The following is a 22,404-nucleotide window of genomic DNA, read 5'->3' on the forward strand; positions in this document are numbered from 1 at the left end:
GCACTCCTGCGAAGCTGTCGTCACTGGGCCGGTGTGCGATGCGGTCTCTACGTTTCGCGACCGTACCGCCAACTCCGCCGACGCTAGGCAGCGCGCGGTTGTCGTCGCGAGCGTCGAATGACGTAATCGGTGTCGGTCGGAGGCGACTACCGTGGCGTCTCGGCGTCGGTCGGCAGTAGCGCCGCGAGGTCACCGCGCGAACTGATCCCGAGCTTCGGGAAGATGCGATGCAGATGGGTGCTGACGGTCCGATGCGACAGGTACAGCCGCTGTCCGATCTCCCGGTTGGTCAGGCCCTGGGCCGCCAGCTGCGCGATGCTCAGCTCGTGCGGGGTGAGCTGTTCGCGGGCGTCCGGGCTGCGGTTCGGGCTCGATTCGCCCGCGCTGCGCAATTCCAGCCGTGCCCGTTCGCTCCACGCGGCGAAGCCGAGGGCGTCGAAAATCTCTCTGGCCGTGCGCAAATGGGTTCGTGACTCGACGACCCGGCGCTGGCGCCGCAACCATTCGCCATACGCCAGGTGCAGGCGGCCGCGTTCGGCGGGCCAGCCGGTGAGATCGGCGGCGAGCGCGGCGGCGAACCGCTCCTCGGCCGCGTCACCGGCGAGTACCGCCCGCGCATAACGCATTCCGATGTGTAGGGCGGGCGACGGTGTGGACGCCGCCGTGGGTTCCAGTCCGCGCAGCATTTCCGCCATGGTGTCGGTCTGTCCCGCCCGGACTGCGGCCTCGGCGAGTTCGGCGAGGAAATACGCGCGTAGGGCCGGTGCGTGGGACGGGTCGCGCGGATCGTGGATGCGGCGCAGATCGGTGAAGGCATCGTCGAATCGGCCCTCGCCGAGGGCGATGAGCCCGCGGGTGAGCTGGACCGTGGCCAGTACGGGGCGAGCTCCTGCGGCGAGACCGGCGCGTTCGGCGTCCGCCGTGAGTAGCACGGCCTGCGCGTAATCGCCACGCAGAGCGGCGATTTCGGCCTGTACCGCCTTGGCGAGTCCGTGCATGAACGGCTGGCCGGTTTCGTGGGCCAAGGCCGCGGCCTCGGCCGCGACGGGCGCCGCACCGGCGAGATCCCCGAGCCGGGTCAGGCTCCACGCCTGCACCGTGAGCGCGCGCGGCAGCAACCCCAGCCGCCCGGCGACGCGCAGACCGGGAGCGGCGGCGGCGGAGAACTGCGCGGCGAGGTCGAACGCGCCGACCTGGAGTGCCGCACTCCCGAGGAAGCGATCGACTTCCGGATCACGTCCGGTGGTCGCGGCCAGCGCACCGAGGTGGCCGAGTACCCGGTCGCCGCGCTCGAACGGAGCGACGTACGCGTCGACCGCGACCATGCGCGGATCGCTGTCCGGGATCGCCAGCGCGTCGGCGACCGCGAGCAAGGATCGGCGGGCGTCGGGACCTGGCTCGTTCCAGAAACACCGCATGGCAGCGCCCCACAGGATGCGCAGCGCGGCGTCGGCGTGCCCGGCCGAGGCGACGGATGCCGCCAGCTTCGCCAATTCACCGATGCGCGACGGATGTTCGCGCATCCCGTCCTCGAATCCGCTGAGCAGCCAGTGCGCGGTGGCCTCCTGCGCGGCCGTCAACGGAAGCGTCCGCGCGGCGTCCACGAGTCGCTGCGCGGTGTCGCGCCGACCGGCATCGACGGCGGATTCGGCCGCCCGCAGCAGGCGGTCCGCGCGCCGGTCCGGACGGTCGCTGAGCGCGGCGGCCCGTTCCAGCGCCGCCACCGCGCCCTCGCGGTGGCGTGCCCGCTCGGCGACGGCTTCGAGTTCGGCGGCCACCTGTTCATCCGGACCCACGGTCCCGGCCGCCCGGTGCCACGCCTGGCGATCCGGTAGCGCGCTGAGCGTCGCGGCGAGCGCGAGGTGGGCATTGCGGCGCTCGTCGGCGGTGGCTCGGGCGGCGAGCGCCGACCTGATCAGCGGATGCCGGAAGGTGACGGTGCTGGAATCGACGTCGATCAGCCGGGCCGCCACCGCCGGGGTGAGGGTATCCGGACCGACCGGCGAACCCAGGAGAATTCCTGTGGCAGTGAGCGTTTCGGCGAGCGAGTCGCTGTCGTCGAGTGCTGCGATCAGCAACGCGGCTCGGCTGTGCGAAGGAAGTGCGCCGCTGCGCGCTGCGAAGGTTTCTTCGAGGCGGTCCGTCAACGGCAGTGCGTGGACAGGGTCGGTGAGATCCGCGACAGCGGTGGGCAGTTCGGACAGTGCCAGTGGATTGCCCTGGGCCTCGGTGAGCACCCGTAGACGGAGCGGAGCCGACAGGTCGGGTGCGGTGTTGTCGAGCAGCGCCCGCGCGTCGTCATCGGACAGCGGCCCGAGCCGCATGACGGTCAACCCGGCGTCGTCCAGCGGCGACCGGTGACCGTCTCGGCGGGTGGCGATCACGGCAACGGGCTCGGCCGCGATCCGGCGAGCGAGGAAGGCGAGCACCTCGGACGTCGCGGGATCGAGCCAGTGCACGTCTTCGGCGACGACCAGCAGTGGCCGCTCGGCCGTCGCATCGCCCAGCAGGGTCAGCGCGGCGAGGCCCACCAGGTAGGGGCTCGGCTCGGAGTCGCCGTCCGAGAGGCCCAAAGCGGTTGTCAGAGAGTGGAACTGGCGTGCGGGCAGGGTGTCGAGTCCACGGCGGAGCGGGTACAGCAGGCGGTGCAGTCCGGCGTAGACGAGGGTCTGTTCGGCTTCGACGCCTGCGGTGCGCAGCACCGTGACCCCCGCGACGGCCGCGGCCGCGATCGTCTCCTCGACGAGCGCCGACTTCCCGATCCCTGGCTCTCCCTCGATCAGGATTCCGCTCCCCTCGCCCGGGCCGTCCAGCAGTGCGGCCAGGTCTTTCAGCTCGGTGTCTCGTCCGAACATCGGCATCGTGCGGTACCTCTCCTCCGGGCCATCCTGACCCGTCGCGACCCTATCGAAACAGCGAATACGTCAGCCCAGCGTCATCTGACCGATGCGGCGCCGTGCCCGCGGCGGCGAAGGTACTTCCATGGCTACCGTTCGTTTTCACCTCCTGTCCACCCTGTCTCCCGCCGAGGTCGTGCGGGTGCTCACCGACTTCGGACCCGCCCGCGCCGAGCTGTGGCCGTCCATCGACGCCGAACACTTCGTCGTCCACGACCGCGGCGACACCTGGGCCGAGGTCACGGAGGGCACCGCCGCCGCCTGGGAACGCGCCCGCTACCAGTGGGATCCGGCCGGCGACACCGTCACTATCACCACGCTGGACTCCAAGCTCTTCGGCGCGGGCGGCGGCTGGGTCTTCCGCGCCACGTCCGAGGCGATCGGCACCCGCGTCGATGTCGAACTGACCAGAACCCCACGCAAGGTCAAGGGCAAGCTCCTGGCCGCGCTGCTGCCGCTGGTGGGACCGTCCACGCTGCGCAAGTCGTTCGCCGGTCCGCTGAAGGCCGCGTGATCTCGGCGCCGCACGCGATGCGCGACGCCGAATGGCTCGCACCCGGTGTCCACGCCATCGATTCCGGCAACGTCGCCCAGCGGGATCACGTCGGTCCAGGAATTCTCTTCTCCCGGGAGAGGTGATCGGCATGCCCTCGCTTCGTGCGCTGCCGTGGCCCGATCGAGCCAGTGTGGCAACGGTTTTCGCCGGGCCGGTGGCTCTGTGGATCTGGGCGGAGATCGCGGTGCTGCACGGACGGGGGCCCGCAGCGCTGTTCCCGCGAGAGCGGAACTCATTTCCCTGATTCGAATGGAACTTCCATGAATACCACTGCGGCACTGCCCGCTTCGACGTCCGAGCGCTTGTCGCTGATCCGCCTGTATCTGGGCCGCGGGATCCTGGCGATAGTGTGGGCCGCTGCTTTCGCCGCGGCCCACGACCCGCTGAACGCCATCGCGCTCACCCTCCTGATCGCCTACCCGCTCATCGACGCAGTGTCTTCGGCGATCGACTGGCTCGCGGTGCCGAATGACTCCCAACGTCGCGTGACCGCCTTCAACGGCGTCCTCAGCGCACTGACCGCCATCGCCCTCGGTGTAGCTGGAACCGCGGGCGGCGTGGCCGCGGTGCTGGCCGTATTCGGTGCCTGGGCAACGCTATCCGGTGCGGCACAACTGGCCGTCGGCCTCTACCGCCGCGGCCCGGCTCTGGGTAGGCAATGGCCGACCCTGCTCTCCGGCGGTCTGTCCTTCCTGGTCGGCGCCTTCTATGTCGCCCAGGCCGCGGGCGAAGCGCCATCCCTGGATGTCTTGTCCGTCTACGCCACCGGTGGCGGCGTCTTCTTCATCGCGCAGGCCGCGCTGTTGGTCTGGAAGTCCCGGTCACAGCGATAGACGCGCTGACAGAGTCGCTCTCGGCGGTTGGCGCGAGAGCGACCCTGTGAGTCGGCGGCTGTGCGGGTGTTGGGCCGGACCCGTCGCGAGTTGTCGCGGCGCGGCCGGACCTCCGCTCAGGCGTCGAGCGCTGCGGTGATTTTGCGGGTCATCGCGGCCACGGCGGGGCTTGGCTCGCTCCCACGGGACCGGGCGGCTGCTTCGATGGCGACGAGAACCGTGTCGCGGAAGTTGGCGGCCTCGGCCGGATCCCGCTGCTCGAGCAGCTCGACGGCCGCGGTCAGGGCGGGCAGCACGTGGTCGGCGAGTGCGGCGACGGACTTGCCCTTCAGCTCGATGTCCCTGCTCTTGGCGGCGAGCACATGCCCGACCAGGCCGGTCGCCGAGGTCAGTGCGATCGAGCCGTTCGCGATGCCCTTGTGCGGCGCGCCGGCGGCGGCCATCAGCGACACGGCACCGTAGGCGGCGGTCCGCACGGTCGACTTGTCCTGGTCGGTGAGGGCGACGGTGATGGTGGACATGGTGTGTACTCCTTTGAATCCGTGGTGATTTCGACCGGGGGTCGGTTCCGGTTCCGGTCGTTTTGTTCGATGTACACACTTTGTCCGCCACGGCTGACACCGCTCTGACAAACGCCTGACACGTCCGCTGACAGCAGAGCCCAGCGGCCACCCTGCTTAAGCCGGGGGCTGGAGTGCCAGGATTCGAACCTGAACCGGCGGAACCAAAACCCGCCATGCTTCCGTTACACCACACCCCATCGGCGCGCTTGGGAGGACTCGAACCTCCAACCTCCCGCTTCGTAGGCAGGCGCTCTTTCCCGTTGAGCTACAAACGCTCGTCCGCGGTTTCCCGCGAACCCGGTTCCCTCGGCGAGATTCGAACTCGCAACTCCCGGCTCCTAATGCCGGTGCCTCTACCAGTTGGGCTACGAGGGAGTGCGGCCCGGAGGCCGGAACTCTGGTGGCAGCAGGGCTCGCGCATGCTGCCGGGTCGCTGTGCAGTTGGACGGCGCGGAGGGAGGGAGTCGAACCCCCGACCTTCGGTTTTGGAGACCGGTGCTCTACCAGTTGAGCTACCCCCGCATACGAAAAGGGGCCGTTCCCGGCGGATCGCCGCGGAATGACCCCTGGAAAAGGTTCTCGGGTGCCGAGAACTCAGGGGCCGCTCCGGACGCGCGTCCAGCGCACGCCGAGTAGGCGAAGGGCGGCGTTCGGGCGCGCGGCGCCGAGCGACCACTGTCGCTGTTGCCGGTTTCGCGCTGTCATCGCCTGTGCCTCTCGGGTTTCGGGAGCGGTGGTTCGTCGTCCTCGACGCTAACACCCGAATCCGCCACGGGAAACCGGTTTTTCGAGACCGGTCGGAACCAGGAATTTCGAGGGGCTGCGCAACGCGCTCGCAATCATCGTGATGCGGCGCTCAGGGCATCGGATGCACGTCTTATGCGCTCCAGAGGTCGTCGCGGGAGTGTGACAGGATGGTCAGCAACGAACCCGCTAGCCGACAAGAACGGACAAATCGGGCATGATGGCCGTCATGACTACCGCCTCCGATCGGGCCGCAGCATGCAGGTGACCGCACTGGAATGGGGGATCACCATCGCGGTGATCCTCGGCTTGTTCGTCTTCGACTTCTTCGCCCACGTGCGCACGCCGCACGAACCGACCTTCCGTGAGTCGGCCTTCTGGTCGACGGTCTACATCACCCTCGCCCTGGCCTTCGGCGGCTTCGTCGCCTGGCGATGGGGCTCGACCTTCGGCGGGGAGTACTACGCCGGTTTCGTCACCGAGAAGGCGCTCTCGGTGGACAACCTGTTCGTCTTCCTGATCATCATGACCACCTTCGCGGTGCCCCGGATCTACCAGCAGAAGGTGCTGCTGATCGGCATCGTGCTCGCGCTGGTCATGCGCGGTGTGTTCATCGCCGTCGGCGCGGCCGCGATCAGCGCGTTCAGCTGGGTGTTCTACCTGTTCGGCCTGTTCCTGATCTACACCGCCGTCAAGCTGCTGCGCGAGAGCGGGCACGAGGTGGAGGCCGAGGAGAAACGCGACAGCCGCATCGTCGCGCTGGCCAAGCGGGTGCTGCCGACCACCGACGAGTACGACGGCGACAAGCTCGTCACCCGGGTCAACGGCCGCATGGCGGTCACCCCGCTGCTGCTCGCGCTGCTCGCGATCGGCTTCGCGGACCTGCTGTTCGCCCTGGATTCCATTCCCGCGATCTACGGCCTGACCGAGGAGCCGTACCTGGTCTTCACCGCGAACGCGTTCGCGCTGATGGGCCTGCGCCAGCTGTATTTCCTGATCGGCGGCCTGCTTGACCGGTTGGTGTACCTGTCCTACGGTTTGGCCGCGATCCTCGCGTTCATCGGCATCAAGCTGGTGCTGCACGCGCTGCACGAGAACACGCTGCCGTTCGTCAACGGCGGTGAGCACGTCGCCGTTCCGGAGATCTCCACCCCGGTCTCGCTGGGTGTCATCATCGGCGTGCTGATTGTGGCGACCGTCGCCAGCCTTCTCAAGACCCGAGGCGCGGCGCGCCAGGACGCTCAGTAGGCGTACCGGTCTCCGCCCGATCAGGGCGTCGGAGTCCGAAAACGCTCGTCGCGAAGACAACGAGAAGCCCCGCCACCGTATCGACACGGTGCGGGGCTCTCTCGTTCGATCGGGCGGCGCTCGATCAGTCGGTGAAAGCGCCCATGACGGGCGACCACTCCACGGCGCGCACCGCGTCGATGAGCGCCTCCCGCGCGAAGGGGTCCTGCGCGAGCAGGTCCTTCAGCGCCGCCTCGTCCGCCGCGCGGAAGATCAGCAACGCACCCGATCCGTCCGGGTACGGCCCGCTCGACAGCAGCGTGCCCGCCTCGACCAGCCCCGACAACCAGGCGCGGTGTTCGGGCCGGTGGGTGTCGCGGCCGGGGACGGTGGCCTCGGAGTAGGTGTAGTGGACGGCGAAGATCGGCACGGCGTATCGCTTTCTCGGTCGGCGCTTCAGAGGGTGAGCAGCATGCGGGTGTTGCCGAGCGTGTTCGGCTTCACATAACTGAGGTCGAGGAACTCGGCGACACCGGTGTCGTAGGACCGGCACATCTCGGCGTAGACCTCGGCGGTCACCGGCGTTCCGTCGATCTCGACGAAGCCGTGCCTGCCGAAGAACTCCACCTCGAAGGTCAGTACGAACAGCCTGCGCAGCTCCAGTTCCCTGGCCACCGCGACGAGCCGCTGCACGATGAGCTTGCCGACCCCGGTGCCTTTGGCGTCGGGATGCACGGCAACGGTGCGCACCTCGCCGAGATCGGCCCACAGCACGTGCAGCGCGCCGCAGCCGACGACGCGTCCGTCGACCTCGGCCACCCAGAACTCCTGGACCGACTCGTAGAGGGTGACCAGGTTCTTCTCCAGCAGAATGCGGCCCGCGTAGACGTCGACGAGGCGTTTGATCTCGGGCACGTCCGAGGTTCGGGCGCGTCGCACAACCGGTACGGAGCCGGGCGCGGCGGAGGCCGCGCTGGTATTCGCGTCGCTGGTCGAACCACCTAGTGGTCCCCGAGAGGTCATGGGGTGCACAGTAGTCGGCACCCTTACCGATAGTCTGAACATGTGCCGCACATCCTGTCGTTCCGCTCACCGCATCGCGCCGGGGTAGCGCAACCGGATGGAGACGTGGCCGTCCTCGTATCGCGCGCCCTCGAGGCGAGGGCATGAGCGTGCAACCCGAAGAGATCGATCGTCGCTGGCCCGACGCGGGTGTCCTGCGTCAGGGAACCGAGCGATCCGGGAGCTTCGCTGCCACTCCGGCCGACACCGCCGTACCGCTGATGAACATCGCGAACGTGCTGACCATGGCACGCATCGCGATCGTTCCGCTGTTCGTCGTCGCGCTCTTCACGGGCGGCGGGCACGAGACCGGGTGGCGCATCGCGGCGGCCGCGCTGTTCGGGCTCGCCGCCATCACCGATCGCTTCGACGGACAGCTGGCGCGCAAGTACGGCTTGGTCACCGATTTCGGCAAGCTGGCGGACCCGATCGCCGACAAGGCGCTGATCGGCGCGGCCCTGATCGGACTCTCCGTGCTCGGCGATCTGGCCTGGTGGATCACCCTGGTGATCTGCGGGCGCGAGATCGGGGTCACGCTGCTGCGGCTGCTCGTGGTGCGGCGCGGGGTGATTCCCGCGGGGCGCGGCGGCAAGCTGAAGACGCTGGTGCAGTCGCTGGCGATCGGGGTGCTGCTGCTGCCGTTGTCGGGCGGCTTCGAGGCCGCGGGCATGGCGCTGATGTACCTGGCGGTGGTGCTGACGGTCGTCACTGGTCTGGATTACGTCGGGCAGGCCGCACGGGTGTGGTTCGCCGGCGGTTCCGGCCGGGCGCGCGGAGCATGACCGATCCGCTGACCGCGTCCGTCCCCGCCGCCGACCTGGTGCGCGCACTCGGCGCGGCGGGCCAGACCGTGGCCACCGCCGAATCGCTCACCGCGGGGCTGGTGGCCGCGACCATCGCCGGGGTGCCCGGCGCGAGCGCGGTACTGCGCGGCGGACTCGTGGTGTACGCGACCGATCTCAAGAGCAGCCTGGCCGGTGTCAGCGCGGAGCTGCTCGCCGCCGAGGGACCGGTGGCGGCGAGCACCGCCGAACAGCTGGCCGTCGGCGCGCGCACCCGCTGCGCCGCCGACTGGGGGATCGGCCTGACGGGCGTCGCCGGACCCGACGGCCAGGACGGTCACGCCGTCGGCACCGTCTTCCTCGGGCTGTCCAGTCCGTGGCATACCGAAGTGATGCGGTTGCAACTGTCCGGCGACCGGTGGACCATCAGACTCACCGCGACCGAGAGCGCGGTGCGGGAACTGCTTCGGTGCGTTCAGGGCGGTTGAGCGCGTCGCGCGTGGATTCGCGTGACGAGTTCACCCGCCGGGAACCAACCGGGCGCCCCCGGACGTTGTGCCAGAAAGAACGGTGCTCGCCAGGCGACTGCGCCAGCGGCGCCCGGTGTTCGGAGCGAAGGAGATCGAGATGACGCTGCTGCGAGAGGCGATCGGGGACAGTCTGCGGCGTGCTCGTCTCGCCCAGCATCGGACCCTGCGCGAGGTGTCCACTTCGGCGCGCGTGAGCCTGGGCTATCTGTCGGAGGTCGAACGGGGCCGCAAGGAGGCGTCGAGCGAACTGCTCGCCGCGATCTGCGCCGCACTCGACGTGCCGTTGTCGCGGGTGCTATGGGATGTGAGCACGATCATGGCGGGGGTCGACGGGCTACCGGTCGGCGAGTCCGCCGAGGCCGCGGCGACGCCCGCCGCGGAAGCCGAGCAGACGGCCGCCGCCGCGGAATCCGCCGAGGCCGCGCCCGCGCAGGAGCCCGCGCTCGCTCCGGCCTCCGCGTCCATGTCGGCCGTCCGGCCACAGATCGCCGAGGACACCCGGATCGTCATTCCGGCGCCGAAGGCGGACATGCTGGTTTTGGTGAAGAGCAACTGACAACAGAACGCCGGACGCCCAGCCGCGGGCAACGCTGCGGGCCGACGCCGAAAACGGATAGATTCGGTAAGTAGGCGTCGGTTGGGCCGGGTCGCCCCGGTCCAGGTGCCGCATGGTGGAGGATAGGCACAAGCGGGTGCGCGAGGGTCGTGTACCCGGGCCGCGTCAAGCGGTACATCAGATGGAGGCGGGATCAATCGATGGCTAATCCGTTCGTCAAGGCCTGGAAATACATGATGGCCCTCTTCGATGCCAAGATCGAAGAGCACGCGGATCCGAAGGTGCAGATTCAGCAGGCTATCGAGGAAGCTCAGCGCCAGCACCAGGCCCTCTCGCAGCAGGCCGCGTCGGTCATCGGCAACCAGCGTCAGCTGGAGATGAAGCTGAACCGCCAGCTCGACGAGGTCGAGAAGCTCAACGCCAACGCGCGCCAGGCCGTCATGCTCGCCGACCAGGCCACCGCGGCGGGCGACACCGAGAAGGCGATCCAGTACACCAACGCCGCCGAGGCGTTCGCCGCCCAGCTGGTCACCGCCGAGCAGTCCGTCGAGGACCTGAAGGTGCTGCACGACCAGTCGCTGCAGGCCGCCGCCCAGGCCAAGAAGGCCGTCGAGCAGAACGCGATGCTGTTGCAGCAGAAGGTCGCCGAGCGCACCAAGCTGCTCAGCCAGCTCGAGCAGGCCAAGATGCAGGAGCAGGTCTCCGCGTCGCTGCAGCAGATGGACTCGACGCTGTCGGCGCCCGGCACCACCCCGAGCCTGGACGCGGTGCGCGAGAAGATCGAGCGCCGCTACGCCAACGCGCTTGGCGCCGCCGAGCTCGCGCAGAACTCGGTGCAGGGCCGCATGCTCGAGGTGCAGCAGGCCAGCATCCAGATGGCCGGTCACAGCAAGCTGGAGCAGATCCGCGCCTCGATGCGCGGCGAGGCGTTGCCCGCGGGCGGCGGCCAGTCCGCCATCAATCCCGCCCAGACCCAGGCGAACCCCGCGCAGCCCCAGATGAACAAGGGCCAGGCCGCCCAGCAGTAACAGCTCGATACAGGCAAGGACCGGTGCGGTGCGGGACGCGGGCAGCGCGAGATCGTCGTATCACCGAGGGGCGCCCTCGTCACGCCCCGTGGCTGCGACGCGCGCATCGTCTCGTCGTCGGCCGGTCCGGTCTGCGATTCGGCTCGAACGGGGTGAGGGAAACGCATGAAACGGAGTGAGCGAATCGTGTGCCAGCGTCCTCGACGCATGCCGGAACCGAGCGTCAGCGAGGCGCGGGCATGAGTCGCAAGCGAATTCCGTCGAGGACCGGTGTTCCCGCGGTGCCGGCGCAGCCGACGTTCGGGATGCCGCAGGGCCCCCTGCCGGACACGTTGCGCGACATGGGCGAACACGCGCTCGTCGCGGTGCGCCGCTGGGCCGACCCGCGCGAGCGGGAACTCCGTAAGCGCCGCCGCGCCCGGCGGCGCAGCTATCAGCTCGGCACCGTCTCCGGGCTGACCACCGCGGGCGCAGTCGGTCTCGTCGTCGTCTCGGCGCCCGCCTGGGCCGTGGTCGTTCTCGGCGGCGGCGCGGTCGCGTTCGTCACCGGTGCGGCGCTCAGCGCCCGGCGCTACCTGCGGCTGCGCCGAACTCCGTTGCCGCAGGCCGCTTTCCTGCCGCGCAAACAGCCGCCGTTGCGCTCGGCCGCCCGCGCCCCGATCGCCCGCCTTGTTCAGGCCGAACGCGCGCTGCACGGGCTCACCGCGCAGATCGCCGCCTCGCGCAGACTGCCCAACGAAGAACTCGCCGAGATGGTCGAGACGGCCGCCTCCGGCGCCGCCGCGTTGCACGCGCTCGCCGCCGACATCGTCCAGATGGAGCGCGCCGCATCCGTTGTCGGCCGGACCAATCCGGAGGCCACCGCCGCGCTCACCGCCAACGTGCGGTTCGCGATGACAAGGCTGGAATCCGGTATCGCCGAATACGAGCACGTCGTCGCCGCGGCGAGCGGTGTGCTCGCGGTACCCGAAACCACTGTCGTCGCACACCAATTCGACGGCATCGTCGCGGAGCTACGGCATGCCGCGGATCGCCTGGACGGCTGGGCGCAGGCGCTCACCGAGATCGCCGACCGTCCGACCCTCACCGTCTCCCCGCCGCCTCCCGGTCTGCCGCACTAGGCGAACCCCTGCCATCGCTCGGGCTGAGGACGGACATCGATCGCGCCCCTGGCCGTACTCCTTCGCTCCGGCCGCGCGGGGTTTCGACAAACTCCGACCGGCCACGCCTGGCGGCCGTGGCTCTACGGCCGCTTCAGCCGTGCGCGGGGAGTAGGCTCTCCGCGCCGTGTCGGGGTGAACCCTGATTTACACCCGGATATCGCTACTGACCTGGTGATTTCGGGTCCAGCGACTGCCAGCATGGAGGTATCGGATCGCCGGACGGCGGTTCGGGAGAAACGTCCAGGAGGCTGGAAATGCTGTGGAAGATCATCGGTGTCGTCGCGGTCGTGTGGATCGCGCTCGCCATCATCGGCGCGCTGATCAAGGGGCTGTTCCCGATCCTGGTGATCAGCGCCGTGGTGTTCGGCCTGTACCTGCTGTACAAGGCGGTGTCGGGCTCGGACAACTCGACCGTCAGCAAGCTGTAACGCCAAAAGCCAACGGGCCGTGCGTCATCCGGGAGGGATGGCGCACGGCCCGTGGCGTTTTCTCTGGTCAGAGCTGACCGCTGTTGTCGATGACGATCGGACGCACCGGCGCTCCGGAGGGCGAGCCCACCTGCTCGATGGCGTGCACCACGTGCATGCCCTCGACCACGGTGCCGAACACCACGTGCTTGCCGTCCAGCCACGGGGTGTCCTTCATCGTGATGAAGAACTGCGAGCCGTTGGTGCCCGGCCCGCGGTTGGCCATGCTGACCGTGCCGGGAACGGCGTGGGTCAGCTCGAAGTTCTCGTCGGCGAAGGTCGGGCCGTAGATGCTCTTGCCTCCGGTGCCGTCGGCGTTGGTGAAATCGCCGCCCTGGGCCATGAAACCGGGGATCACGCGGTGGAACACCGAACCCTTGTAACCGAAGCCCTGCTCGCCGGTGGCCAGCGCGCGGAAGTTCTCCGCGGTCTCGGGCACCACGTCCGAGCGAAGCTCGATCACGATGCGGCCGGTGGGAATGCCCGCCACCGACACATCGAAGAACACCCTGGGCAGCGGATCGGCCTTGGCGGGCGCCGCGGTCAGCGGACCGGGGCTGAACAGTGCGATGAGCGCGAGACCGAGGACGGCGGCGGCGCGTGTGAGCTTCGTCATGGCCACACTGTCTACAGCAGGACCGATTCGGGCGGGCAACCGGACCCGCCGCATGCCTGTTTCGGGTGTTTCAATAGGGCCATGGAGCAGGTTCCCGAGGACTGGCAGCGCGGCCTGGTGATCGTCGCGCATCCCGACGACATCGAATACGGCGCTGCCGCGGCTGTCGCGCGATGGACGGGGCAGGGCAAGGACATTCGCTACGTGCTCGTCACCAGCGGCGAGGCGGGGATCGCCGGAATGCCGCCCGCGGAGGCGGGTCCACTGCGCCAAGCCGAGGAGATCGCGTCGGCGAAGGTGGTGGGGGTCGAGCAGGTGGAGTTCCTCGGGTATCCGGACGGTCGGGTGCAGGAGAGCCTGGAACTGCGCCGCGATCTGGCGGCCGCGATCCGCAGGCACCGCCCGGAGATGTTGGTGCTGTTCAACTTCGGCGACACCTGGGCGCCCGGCTACGCCAACAGCGCCGACCACCGCGCCGTCGGCCGGGCCGGACTGGACGCCGCCTCCGACGCGGGCAACGAGTGGATCTTCCCTGAGCTGTCCGATCTGCCGCCTTGGTCGCCGCGCTGGGCCGCGGTCGTCGGTCCGGTCGCGACGCACGCAGTCGATGTCACCGCCACCGTGGAGCAGGCCGCCGCCTCGCTGGCCGAACACCGTCGGTACCTGGAGGTGCTCAGCTCCGAGCCGGTCGCCGATCAGGTCGCAGCCATCGTCGACATGGCCACCGGGCCGAAGGACGGTTTCCCGGCCGAGCGCGCCGTGGGTTTCGAGCTGTACTACTTCGGCTGAGCGGTTTCTGCTCTCGCCGCGCTGCCCGGCGCTCGAAGGCCGCGCCAGGGATTCGAGATAGCGTTTCGCTACTGCGTGCAACTCCACTAGGCGCGCGACCGATCGCCGAGCAGGCGCGCACCGCGGCCACACCGTGCCTGCCGTGGCCCGCCTCGTCACCGGGGATGCGGGCGTGGCCGGAATGGTCTGGGCGAGAATGCCTTCGGCGTCGGTCCGTGGCGTGGCGCTCGGATGGCGGCACGGTGAACGCGGCATCTCGGGGCGGGTGCCGTCGGTTCGGTGCGGCGGTGTGGCAGGCTGGGCGGATGCGTGTTGCCGTCGTAGCCGGTCCCGATCCGGGGCATGCCTTTCCGGCGTTGGCGCTGTGCGAGCGCTTCCTCGCCGCGGGCGACGAGCCGGTGCTGTTCACCGGACCCCGCTGGTTCGACGCCGCCAAGGACGCGGGCATCGCGGTGCGCAGGCTCAAGGGTCTCGCGCCGCGCGCCGTCGATGACGACGGTGACGCGGGTCAGCGCATCCACCAGCGCGCCGCGCACATCTCCACCGAGATCCTGCCCGACCTGAGCGCGATGCTGCCGGAACTCGTGGTCTCCGACGTGCTCACCGCGGGCGGCGGGATGGCCGCCGAGCGGCTGGGCGTGCCGTGGGTGGAGCTCTCGCCGCACCCGCTCTACCTGCCGTCCAAGGGTTTGCCGCCGATCGGCAGCGGGCTCGCGCCCGGGGCGGACCTGCGCGGCAGACTGCGCGACAGCCTGTTGCGCGCCATGTCCGCACGCGCGATCCACAACGGCCTGAAGCAACGCGCGAGGGCACGCGAGAGCGTCGGGCTGCCCGCCGCCGACCCGGGCCCGGCCGCCCGCCTGCTGGCCACGCTGCCCGCCCTGGAAGTGCCGCGCCCCGACTGGCCCGACAACGCCCACGTCGTCGGCCCGCTGCTGTGGGAGCCCACTGACGACATCCTCACCCCGCCGCCCGGCGACGATCCGCTCGTCGTCGTCGCGCCGTCCACCGCGCACACCGGCGTCACGGGCATGGTCGAAACGGTGCTCGAGGCGCTCGACGGCGCGGGCGTCCGCGTCGCCGTCTCCATGATCGACACCCCGCCGACCGGGCTCCCGTCCTGGGCCACCGCGGGCTTGGGCCGCCAGGACGAACTGCTCAGGCACGCGGCCGTCGTCGTCGGCGGCGGCGGGCACGGACTGCTCGCCAAATCGCTGCTCGCCGGCGTGCCGATCGTCACCGTTCCTGGCGGCGGCGACCAGTGGGAACTGGCCAACCGCGCGGCCCGCCAAGGCAGTTCGATCGTCGTGCGACCGCTCACCGTCGAGTCCGTACGTGCCGCCGTCCTCGCGGTACTCGACCACCCGCGCTACACCGCCGCGGCCGAGGAAGCGGCCATGAGCATCGCGGACGTCGCCGACCCGATCGAGCTCTGCCACCGGGTCCGCGAGGGCGTGCACACGTCGTAGCCCCGCCGCCGACCCGGTGTGTTGTCGGCAAGGATCAGTTCGCGCACCGGGTGGCGAGTTCGCGAATGAAGCGTGCGATCTCGTGAGGTTGCTCCTCGGCCATGAAGTGGCCTGCGTCGATCGGTTCGTAGGTCAGGTCCAGTGCCCATGCCCGCCACAGCGCCGCCGCGTCGAAGCCCAGCCGCGTGCCCCAATCCTGGGAGATCACACCGACAGGCATGGCGAGCGTCGCGCCGGCCCGGCGGTCCTCCCGGTCCATGGTCAGGTCGATGCTCGCGCTGGCGCGGTAATCGGCGACGATGGAGTCGACGGCTCCGACAGAGCTGTCGATGTAGTGCTGCCGTACTTCTGGCGCGAAGGTGGTGCCTTCGGTGTCCCAGGCGTCGAGGAAGGAAGCGAAGAACTCCGATGCCACGGCCGCGATCATCTTTTCCGGCAGCCCGGCTGGTTGCGCCATGAGATACAGGTGCCAGGCGACTTTCGCGTCGACCCCGTGCAGGACTTCCCAGGTGTCGAGAGTGGGCAGGACGTCGAGCACCCCGAGGTACCGGATCTTGTCGGGGTGGTCGAGGCCGGCCCGCACGCCGACCAGGGCGCCGCGGTCGTGGCCGATCAGTCCGAAGCGTTCGTGCCCGAGCTGTTCGGCTACCCGAACGATGTCTTCGGCCATGGTGCGCTTGGAGTAGGTGTGGGGACCGTTCTCCGGCGGTTTGCCGCTCGCGCCGTAGCCCCGGAGGTCCGGGACGACGACCGTGTGGTCCTCGGCGAGGTCTGCTGCGACGTCGCGCCACATGTAGTGGGTTTGCGGGAAGCCGTGGAGCAGAACGACGGCCGGTCCCGCTCCGGCGACCGCGACGTTGAGTTCGACGCCTCCCGCGCCGCGCAGGGTCTGGTAGTGGAATCCGTCGATGGTCGGTGTGATCACAGGTGTCCTTCACTGGTCGATTGCGCGGTCGGGCGTCCGGAGAAGATTCCGCCCGGTAGTGGTGTCGGCCTGGACGATTCGGCCCGCAACGCGGGGAGGAGGATCGAATCGACGAGTGCTTCGAGATAGTCGTCGCCGGTATCGAGACCGTTGAGTCCCCGCAGCAGCAGCACGGCTCCGGCCACCTCTTCGAAGGCGAACGGATCCACGGCCTCGGGCAGCTCTCCACGACGGATGGCGGCGTCCACAACCGATGCGGGGAGTCGGGCCCCGGTCGGGCCGACCGCGCGTTCGATCTCCTCGCACAGCTCCGGGTCTTCCAGTCCTGCCTGAAGAAGCAGCAGCGCGGTCTGTCCGCCTGTCGACCGCATCGTCGTGACGAGTCGTCGGCACAAGGCGATCAGGTCGCCGCGCAGGCTGCCCGTGTCGATGTCGTCCGGTCCGTCTCGACCGGCAGGCCCCGCCTTCAACGCGGCGATGACCATGTCCCTCTTGGACTTCCATCGTCGGTAGAGGGTGGGTTTCGACGCACCGGCGCGGCGCGCGACCTCCTCGAAGGTGACACCGTCATAGCCGCGTTCGGTCAGCAACGAGGTCACTACGCCGAGGATCTCGCTCTCGCGTTCGTCGTTTCGTGGACGTCCTCCGCGCCGACTCTGCCGCGGTTCTCTCGCGGGAGCGCCGGAAAGGTATGGATACGACACGTGTCGTATCGTAACGCGTGAATGGATTTCCGTCCATTCGGGCGGCGTCTACGCCCCGTCGCGGCAGCGGCGGTCGACCGGCGTGCGGGTGCCGTCGAAGAGCCGTTGAATGGCGGTGGCGGGGGACCGGAGTATCTTGAACACGGTGCGGTTGACTGAGTTCCAGGAACTGTTGCATACCGAGTTCGGGGTGGCGCGCGGTGACGCGCTGCTGACCGACCACGTGATCCCCTCCCTCGGCGGCCGGACCGGCGCCGCCGCCATCGAGGCCGGGGTGGATCCGCGTGATGTGTGGCGCGCGCTGTGCGCCGACTTCGACGTGCCGAAGGTGCGGTGGTGACCGCCCCCGACCCGGTGGCCGAGCGCGGGCCGTACCGATTCGACGAGCGACTGCGGATGGTCCCCGTCGACCCGGAGGGCTTGGCCGCCCGCGTGGCGCAGGCGCGCCCGGACGATTTCCCGAGTTTCCGGCAGACCGGCCTCGAATTGATGCTGCTCGGCCGCCACGACGAGGCGCTCGATCACCTGGACCGGGCACTCGAACTGGCGCGCACGCCGCGCCAGCGCATCTCGGTCTGGATCAACCTGGCCGACGTGTACCGGTATCGCGGCGACGCGCCGACCGCCGAGATCCTCTACCGGCGGGCCGTCGACGCCGCCCGCGGCACCGACGCCGAGGCGCTGTCCTTCGCCGCCCAGCACCTCGGCAAGGCGCTGGCCGAGCAGGGCTGCGTCGCCGAGGCCCGCGAACTGCTGACCGAGGCGCTGAAACTGCGGGTCGCGGAGGGCGACGCCGAGTTGATCGAATCCAGCCGCACCGCGCTGGAAGGACTCGAGGAGCTGCGGATTCCGCTGCCGCCCGCCGTGCGGGCCGTGCTCGGCGAGGACCCGGAGTTCTCGGGCGAGCACGAGGGTCTCAGCGGCGGCGTCGCCCTGGTGAACGGCGCCTACTGGGTGAAGCGCGGACCGCGGGCGACCGCCGAGCGCGATCGGCTGGACTGGTTGCGCGCCAGGGGAATCCGGGTGCCGGAGGTGGCCGCGTTCGCCGAGGACGTGCTCGTGCTCGCCGACGCGGGCGCGCCGAGCCTGGCCGCGCGCGAAGGCGACGGCGGGACCTCGCCCTCGATCGGCACGGTCATGGGCGAGCTGCTGCGGCGGTTGCACGCGTTGCCCGTCGCGGAATGCCCGTTCGACGGCCGACTGGACACCGTGCTGGCGCAGGCCCGCAGGCACGTGCTCGAGGGCCTGGTCGATCCCGACGATTTCGACGACGACAACAGCGACCTGAACCCGGAACAGGTCCTCGAACGGTTGCTCGCCGAGCGTCCGCAGACCGAGGACCTCGTGGTGGCGCACGGCGATTTCACCCCGCCCAACGTGCTCGAGAACGGCATCCTGCTCGACGTCGGCGGGCTCGGCGTCGCCGACCGCTACCGCGATCTGGCCCTGGCCGAACGCGACCTGCGCGAGGATTTCGGCGACCACGAGGTCCGCGCCTTCTTCGCCGCCTACGGCCTCGACGCGCCGGATCGGACGCGGTTGGACTACTACCGTCTGCTCGACGAGCTCTTCTGAGCCTCAGGGCTTCTTGGCGTAGTGCCTGGCGGCCTTGGTGCGGTTGCCGCAGGTCGCCATCGAGTGCCAGCGGCGGGTGCCGTTCTTGGACGTGTCGTAGAAGAACAACACGCACTCCGGGTGCGCGCACTGGCGGATCCGGTCCGGGGCCTTGGCGATCAGGTGCAGCAGGTTCTCGGCCGCGAGCCAGCCGGGTAGCCAGGCCGGATCGGTCACTTCGGGGAGGTTCTCGGGTCCGTCGTCGGTGAGGCGACGCTTGATCCTGCCGTGTTCGAGCACGTCGTTGAGCGCCGCGTGCGCACCGTGCTGGACGACGTCGTAGATCGCGCTGCGCGCGGCGAGCACCGCGGCGAGGGTCCGTTCGTCGGCGGGCGCCTTGTCCGCCAGGCCCGCCGAGTTCAGCCAGACGCGCAGACCATCGATATCGGTGAGCAGATCCCGCGGGCCGCCCTCGATCCACCGCGTGTTCAGCAGATCGAGCGCCGGCGGTTCACCGAGGTGGGGGCGTGGATCGAGCATGACTGAGGGTAACGAGCCGTCTCGTGGAGTCAGGACAACCACCACCGTTCTAACCGATCAAACAAATATCAATGGTTGACGGACCCGGTCATGCGGGATTATGTTCTAACCGTTGAAACGATCAACAGTGGTTGGGAATTCCAGGAGGGCAAACACCATGACCGCAGTGACCACACCTCGCCTCGCGACCGGGCACATCGGACTGAACGTCTCGGAGCTGGACCGCTCGGTGGACTTCTATCGGCGCGCGCTCGGTTTCGAGCGACTCGCCGAGGGCGACGCGGACGGGCGCAGGTGGGCGTTTCTCGGCGCGGACGGGAAGCTGGTGATCACCCTGTGGGAGCAGTCCGACGGCGTCTTCTCCACGGAAACACCCGGGCTGCATCACCTTTCGTTCCAGGTCGACGACATCGAGCGGGTGCGCGCGGTGGAATCCGTGCTGCGCGAGTTGTCCGTGAACTTCGTGCACGACGGTGTGGTCGCGCACGGCGAAGGGGTGGCCTCCGGCGGCATCTTCTTCACCGATCCCGACGGCATCCGGCTCGAGGTGTACGCGCCCTCCGGTGCGGAATCCGCGCCCGCGCCGAGCGGCGCCGCACCCACGTGCGGATTCTTCTGAGACGAGCGTGTCGAGATGGCGCTCTACCACTCGGGCGAATTGGCCGTGCAGCGGCGCATGGGGCAGGCGGAGATCGCGGCGAAGGTCGGTCGCATGATCCGGCGTGACATCCCCTCGGTGGCCGCGGATTTCCTCGCCGCACAGCCGATGGTGGTGCTCGCCGCCGCCGACGCCGCGGGACGGCTGTGGGCGAGCCCGCTGGTCGGCAGGCCCGGGTTCGTGCACGCGGTAGACGCCGAGGCGATCGCCGTCGACGCGCGGCCCGACGCGGACGACCCGCTGGCCGAGGCGCTGACCCGTCCGGCGCGGGTCGGCATGATCGCGCTGGAGCCGGGACGGCGCAGGCGCATGCGGGTCAACGGGGTCGCGCGCCCGCAGGACGACGGGCTGTGGATAGCCACCGACCAGGTGTATTCGAACTGCCCCAAATACATCTCACGCCGGTGGGTGACGGCCTACGACCCCGGCACCGTGCGCATCGATGCCCAGTGTGGGACCGCGCTCGACGCTGGGCAGCAGCGCATCGTCGCGGCCGCCGACACCTTCTTCGTCGCCAGCGCCGACGCCGAAGGACACGCCGACGCCTCGCATCGCGGCGGGAATCCCGGCGTGCTGCGCGTCCTCTCGCCGACGCGGCTGCGCTGGCCCGACTACCGCGGCAACTCGATGTTCATGACGCTCGGCAATCTCGCGGTGCGCCCGCGCTGCGGACTGCTGATCCCGCACTGGCCGACCGGCGGCGCGCTCCAGCTCACCGGCACGGCCGAACTGAACTGGGACTCGAGCACCTTCGCCGCGGGCGCGCAGTGCTCGATCGACTTCACCGTCACCGAAGTGGTGTGGCGGGCCGAGGGCCCGCTGCGCTGGAGCCCGCCGGAATTGTCCCCCCTCAACCCCTGATCCCTCGAAAGGCCTACTCATGAGACCCCCATTGCCGCCGTTCGACCGTGCCGCCGCCGAAGCCAAGGTGCGCGCCGCCGAGGACGCGTGGAACACCCGCGATCCCGAACGCGTCGCCGCCGCCTACACCGAGGATTCCGTGTGGCGCAATCGCGACGAGTTCTTCACCGGGCGGGCCGCCATCGTCGAATTCCTCACCCGTAAGTGGGCGAAGGAGAACGGGTACGCCCTGCGCAAGGACCTGTGGGCGTTCGACGGTAATCGCATCGCCGTGCGCTTCCAGTACGAATGGCACGACGAAGCAGGCCGGTGGTGGCGCAGCTACGGCAACGAGCAGTGGGAGTTCGCGCCGGACGGACGAATGGCGCGGCGCGAGGCCAGCATCAACGATGTGCGCATCGAGGAGTCGGAGCGCCGCATCCTCGGTCCGCGCGGGCCGGAGGAGGCCGACGCCGCGCTGCCGCAGCGGTAGGCGGAAGGGCTGGGCGGCGGGCGGATTCGCGGGGCGTTCCCCGCCCGATTGCGCGAAAATTGCTGGTCGCGGAACGCTCGGCGCGTGTCGCCGGGCGCGTCGCTTGACTCGAACACCTGTTCGTCTAGTCTTGTCGTCAGAACTTGTCGGTGCCGCCCTCTAATGTGGGCGCCAACCACAGATCGAGAGACTTACCCGTCGAAAAGGGGACCAAGGACATGGCACCACAGGCGTACGACCGCGACAAGGCGCTCGAGCTCGCGCTCGCCCAGGTGGAGAAGAGCTTCGGCAAGGGCGCGGTGATGCGGCTCGGCGAGGAGGCTCGCCAGCCCATCTCGGTGATTCCGACCGGATCCATCGCGCTGGACGTCGCCCTCGGCATCGGCGGTCTGCCGCGCGGCCGCGTCGTCGAGATCTACGGTCCGGAGTCCTCGGGTAAGACCACCGTCGCGCTGCACGCGGTAGCCAACGCGCAGGCGGCGGGCGGTGTCGCGGCGTTCATCGACGCCGAGCACGCCCTCGACCCGGACTACGCGCGCAAGCTCGGCGTCGACACCGACGCGCTGCTCGTCTCCCAGCCCGACACCGGTGAGCAGGCGCTGGAGATCGCCGACATGCTGGTGCGTTCCGGCGCCATCGACATCATCGTCATCGACTCGGTCGCCGCTCTTGTGCCGCGCGCCGAGATCGAGGGCGAGATGGGTGACAGCCACGTCGGTCTGCAGGCCCGCCTGATGAGCCAGGCGCTGCGCAAGATGACCAGCGCGCTGAACAACTCCGGCACCACCGCCATCTTCATCAACCAGCTGCGCGAGAAGATCGGCGTCATGTTCGGCTCGCCCGAGACCACCACCGGTGGTAAGGCGCTGAAGTTCTACGCCTCGGTGCGCCTGGACGTGCGCCGCATCGAGACCCTCAAGGACGGCAGCGACGCGGTCGGCAACCGCACCCGCGTCAAGGTCGTCAAGAACAAGGTCTCGCCGCCGTTCAAGCAGGCCGAGTTCGACATCCTGTACGGGCACGGCATCTCCAAGGAGGGCTCGCTCATCGACATGGGCGTCGAGCAGGGCTTCATCCGTAAGTCGGGCTCCTGGTACACCTACGAGGGCGACCAGCTGGGCCAGGGCAAGGAGAACGCCCGCAAATTCCTGCTGGAGAACACCGACGTGCGCGACGAGATCGAGAAGAAGATCAAGGAGAAGCTCGGGATCGGCGCCGACGTGACCGCGGACGCCGCGGGCGAGGTGCCCGCCGATTTCTGAGTTCACCTCGGGTCGGCAGCCGCGCCGTACCGATCGAGCCGCCGCCGAGCGGCCGGATCCGGTGCACGACATGCGGCGCCGACTGCACGAACTCCTGTCCGCCGACGGGCGATCCGCGGAAGGCCGCGGATCCCGCCCCGGCGGAC

25 protein-coding genes and 4 tRNA genes are annotated in these 22,404 nt (G+C 69.5%); 17 read left to right on the plus strand and 12 right to left on the minus strand.

From position 1 onward, the window contains the following. Positions 1-146: 146 nt before the first annotated feature. On the minus strand, positions 147-2,861 hold the full coding sequence (locus tag CRP45_RS27210; RefSeq protein WP_097247557.1) for an ATP-binding protein: 2,715 nt from the start codon (positions 2,859-2,861) through the stop codon (positions 147-149). Positions 2,862-2,982: 121 nt separating this feature from the next. Here CRP45_RS27210 and CRP45_RS27215 point away from each other — a divergent pair, with 121 nt between their 5' ends. After that, positions 2,983-3,411, plus strand: coding sequence for an SRPBCC family protein (locus CRP45_RS27215; RefSeq protein ID WP_097247656.1), 429 nt, complete (start codon positions 2,983-2,985; stop codon positions 3,409-3,411). 302 nt (positions 3,412-3,713) lie between these two features. Beyond that, entirely contained in the window at positions 3,714-4,286 is a 573-nt protein-coding gene (locus tag CRP45_RS27220) for a hypothetical protein (RefSeq protein ID WP_097247558.1), read from the plus strand. Positions 4,287-4,402: 116 nt separating this feature from the next. Here the strand turns inward: CRP45_RS27220 and CRP45_RS27225 are convergent, their stop codons facing one another. The 5 genes from CRP45_RS27225 to CRP45_RS27245 all read right to left on the minus strand — a co-directional run bounded on the left by CRP45_RS27225 (position 4,403) and on the right by CRP45_RS27245 (position 5,371). Continuing rightward, on the minus strand, positions 4,403-4,807 hold the full coding sequence (locus tag CRP45_RS27225) for a hypothetical protein (RefSeq protein ID WP_097247559.1): 405 nt from the start codon (positions 4,805-4,807) through the stop codon (positions 4,403-4,405). 168 nt (positions 4,808-4,975) lie between these two features. Beyond that, positions 4,976-5,046, minus strand: a tRNA-Gln gene (locus tag CRP45_RS27230). A gap of 4 nt (positions 5,047-5,050) precedes the next feature. Further along, positions 5,051-5,124: transfer RNA gene (locus CRP45_RS27235), tRNA-Arg, on the minus strand. A 26-nt stretch (positions 5,125-5,150) separates the two neighbouring features. Further along, positions 5,151-5,224 (minus strand) — tRNA-Leu (locus tag CRP45_RS27240). A gap of 74 nt (positions 5,225-5,298) precedes the next feature. Beyond that, a tRNA-Trp gene (locus CRP45_RS27245) sits at positions 5,299-5,371 on the minus strand. Positions 5,372-5,851: 480 nt separating this feature from the next. Between CRP45_RS27245 and CRP45_RS27250 the strand changes: the two genes are divergently transcribed. Beyond that, positions 5,852-6,841, plus strand: a complete 990-nt coding sequence (locus tag CRP45_RS27250) for a TerC family protein (protein WP_097247560.1) — start codon at positions 5,852-5,854, stop codon at positions 6,839-6,841. Positions 6,842-6,965: 124 nt separating this feature from the next. Here CRP45_RS27250 and CRP45_RS27255 read toward each other — a convergent pair whose 3' ends face one another. Both CRP45_RS27255 and CRP45_RS27260 read right to left on the minus strand, forming a co-directional pair. Continuing rightward, entirely contained in the window at positions 6,966-7,250 is a 285-nt protein-coding gene (locus CRP45_RS27255; RefSeq protein WP_067782538.1) for a YciI family protein, read from the minus strand. Between the two features lie 26 nt (positions 7,251-7,276). After that, positions 7,277-7,843, minus strand: coding sequence for an amino-acid N-acetyltransferase (locus tag CRP45_RS27260; protein WP_084482706.1), 567 nt, complete (start codon positions 7,841-7,843; stop codon positions 7,277-7,279). Positions 7,844-7,986: 143 nt separating this feature from the next. Between CRP45_RS27260 and pgsA the strand changes: the two genes are divergently transcribed. The 6 genes from pgsA (at position 7,987) to CRP45_RS34060 (ending at position 12,369) form a co-directional block, all read left to right on the plus strand. Continuing rightward, on the plus strand, positions 7,987-8,664 hold the full coding sequence (gene pgsA / locus CRP45_RS27265) for a CDP-diacylglycerol--glycerol-3-phosphate 3-phosphatidyltransferase (RefSeq protein WP_097247561.1): 678 nt from the start codon (positions 7,987-7,989) through the stop codon (positions 8,662-8,664). Next, positions 8,661-9,152: a CinA family protein gene (locus CRP45_RS27270; RefSeq protein ID WP_097247562.1), complete on the plus strand. Its 492-nt coding sequence runs from the start codon at positions 8,661-8,663 to the stop codon at positions 9,150-9,152. The genes pgsA and CRP45_RS27270 overlap by 4 nt, the downstream gene beginning before the upstream one ends. A gap of 139 nt (positions 9,153-9,291) precedes the next feature. Beyond that, entirely contained in the window at positions 9,292-9,750 is a 459-nt protein-coding gene (locus tag CRP45_RS27275; protein ID WP_067782841.1) for a helix-turn-helix domain-containing protein, read from the plus strand. Positions 9,751-9,950: 200 nt separating this feature from the next. Next, complete coding sequence (locus tag CRP45_RS27280; protein ID WP_067782544.1) at positions 9,951-10,778, plus strand: PspA/IM30 family protein; 828 nt, start codon at positions 9,951-9,953, stop codon at positions 10,776-10,778. Between the two features lie 239 nt (positions 10,779-11,017). After that, entirely contained in the window at positions 11,018-11,899 is an 882-nt protein-coding gene (pspM, locus tag CRP45_RS27285) for a phage shock envelope stress response protein PspM (RefSeq protein ID WP_245910474.1), read from the plus strand. A 296-nt stretch (positions 11,900-12,195) separates the two neighbouring features. After that, entirely contained in the window at positions 12,196-12,369 is a 174-nt protein-coding gene (locus CRP45_RS34060) for a hypothetical protein (RefSeq protein ID WP_169810825.1), read from the plus strand. A gap of 67 nt (positions 12,370-12,436) precedes the next feature. Here the strand turns inward: CRP45_RS34060 and CRP45_RS27290 are convergent, their stop codons facing one another. Further along, entirely contained in the window at positions 12,437-13,024 is a 588-nt protein-coding gene (locus tag CRP45_RS27290) for a peptidylprolyl isomerase (protein WP_084482712.1), read from the minus strand. 81 nt (positions 13,025-13,105) lie between these two features. On the opposite strand from CRP45_RS27290, the gene CRP45_RS27295 reads away from it, so the two are divergent. Together CRP45_RS27295 and CRP45_RS27300 are read left to right on the plus strand one after the other, a co-directional pair. Then, entirely contained in the window at positions 13,106-13,813 is a 708-nt protein-coding gene (locus CRP45_RS27295; protein WP_097247563.1) for a PIG-L deacetylase family protein, read from the plus strand. Between the two features lie 305 nt (positions 13,814-14,118). After that, entirely contained in the window at positions 14,119-15,282 is a 1,164-nt protein-coding gene (locus CRP45_RS27300; protein ID WP_097247564.1) for a glycosyltransferase, read from the plus strand. Between the two features lie 34 nt (positions 15,283-15,316). Here CRP45_RS27300 and CRP45_RS27305 read toward each other — a convergent pair whose 3' ends face one another. Both CRP45_RS27305 and CRP45_RS27310 read right to left on the minus strand, forming a co-directional pair. Next, positions 15,317-16,204: an alpha/beta fold hydrolase gene (locus CRP45_RS27305; RefSeq protein WP_425436977.1), complete on the minus strand. Its 888-nt coding sequence runs from the start codon at positions 16,202-16,204 to the stop codon at positions 15,317-15,319. Continuing rightward, positions 16,204-16,806 carry a TetR/AcrR family transcriptional regulator gene (locus CRP45_RS27310; protein ID WP_245910475.1) on the minus strand — a complete coding sequence of 201 codons (603 nt, stop codon included), beginning with the start codon at positions 16,804-16,806 and terminating at the stop codon, positions 16,204-16,206. The genes CRP45_RS27305 and CRP45_RS27310 overlap by 1 nt, the downstream gene beginning before the upstream one ends. Before the next feature lie 250 nt (positions 16,807-17,056). On the opposite strand from CRP45_RS27310, the gene CRP45_RS27315 reads away from it, so the two are divergent. Beyond that, positions 17,057-17,251 carry a DUF3046 domain-containing protein gene (locus CRP45_RS27315; protein WP_067782853.1) on the plus strand — a complete coding sequence of 65 codons (195 nt, stop codon included), beginning with the start codon at positions 17,057-17,059 and terminating at the stop codon, positions 17,249-17,251. Beyond that, complete coding sequence (locus CRP45_RS27320) at positions 17,248-18,486, plus strand: phosphotransferase (RefSeq protein WP_245910477.1); 1,239 nt, start codon at positions 17,248-17,250, stop codon at positions 18,484-18,486. Before CRP45_RS27315 ends, CRP45_RS27320 begins: the two co-directional genes overlap by 4 nt. 3 nt (positions 18,487-18,489) lie before the next feature. Here CRP45_RS27320 and CRP45_RS27325 read toward each other — a convergent pair whose 3' ends face one another. Next, entirely contained in the window at positions 18,490-19,005 is a 516-nt protein-coding gene (locus tag CRP45_RS27325; protein ID WP_097247567.1) for a CGNR zinc finger domain-containing protein, read from the minus strand. A gap of 157 nt (positions 19,006-19,162) precedes the next feature. On the opposite strand from CRP45_RS27325, the gene CRP45_RS27330 reads away from it, so the two are divergent. The 4 genes from CRP45_RS27330 to recA all read left to right on the plus strand — a co-directional run bounded on the left by CRP45_RS27330 (position 19,163) and on the right by recA (position 22,258). Continuing rightward, positions 19,163-19,624 carry a VOC family protein gene (locus CRP45_RS27330; RefSeq protein WP_067782559.1) on the plus strand — a complete coding sequence of 154 codons (462 nt, stop codon included), beginning with the start codon at positions 19,163-19,165 and terminating at the stop codon, positions 19,622-19,624. A gap of 15 nt (positions 19,625-19,639) precedes the next feature. Beyond that, a complete protein-coding gene (locus tag CRP45_RS27335) occupies positions 19,640-20,524 on the plus strand; it encodes a pyridoxamine 5'-phosphate oxidase family protein (protein WP_097247568.1) in 885 nt (294 codons plus the stop codon). Positions 20,525-20,543: 19 nt separating this feature from the next. After that, positions 20,544-20,996 carry a nuclear transport factor 2 family protein gene (locus tag CRP45_RS27340; RefSeq protein WP_097247569.1) on the plus strand — a complete coding sequence of 151 codons (453 nt, stop codon included), beginning with the start codon at positions 20,544-20,546 and terminating at the stop codon, positions 20,994-20,996. Positions 20,997-21,214: 218 nt separating this feature from the next. Then, positions 21,215-22,258 (plus strand): recombinase RecA, encoded by a 1,044-nt coding sequence (recA, locus tag CRP45_RS27345; protein ID WP_067782568.1) that lies wholly within the window; start codon positions 21,215-21,217, stop codon positions 22,256-22,258. Positions 22,259-22,404 lie beyond the last annotated feature (146 nt).

The organism is Nocardia amikacinitolerans (assembly GCF_900215415.1).
In the GTDB taxonomy this organism is placed as follows: domain Bacteria; phylum Actinomycetota; class Actinomycetes; order Mycobacteriales; family Mycobacteriaceae; genus Nocardia; species Nocardia amikacinitolerans.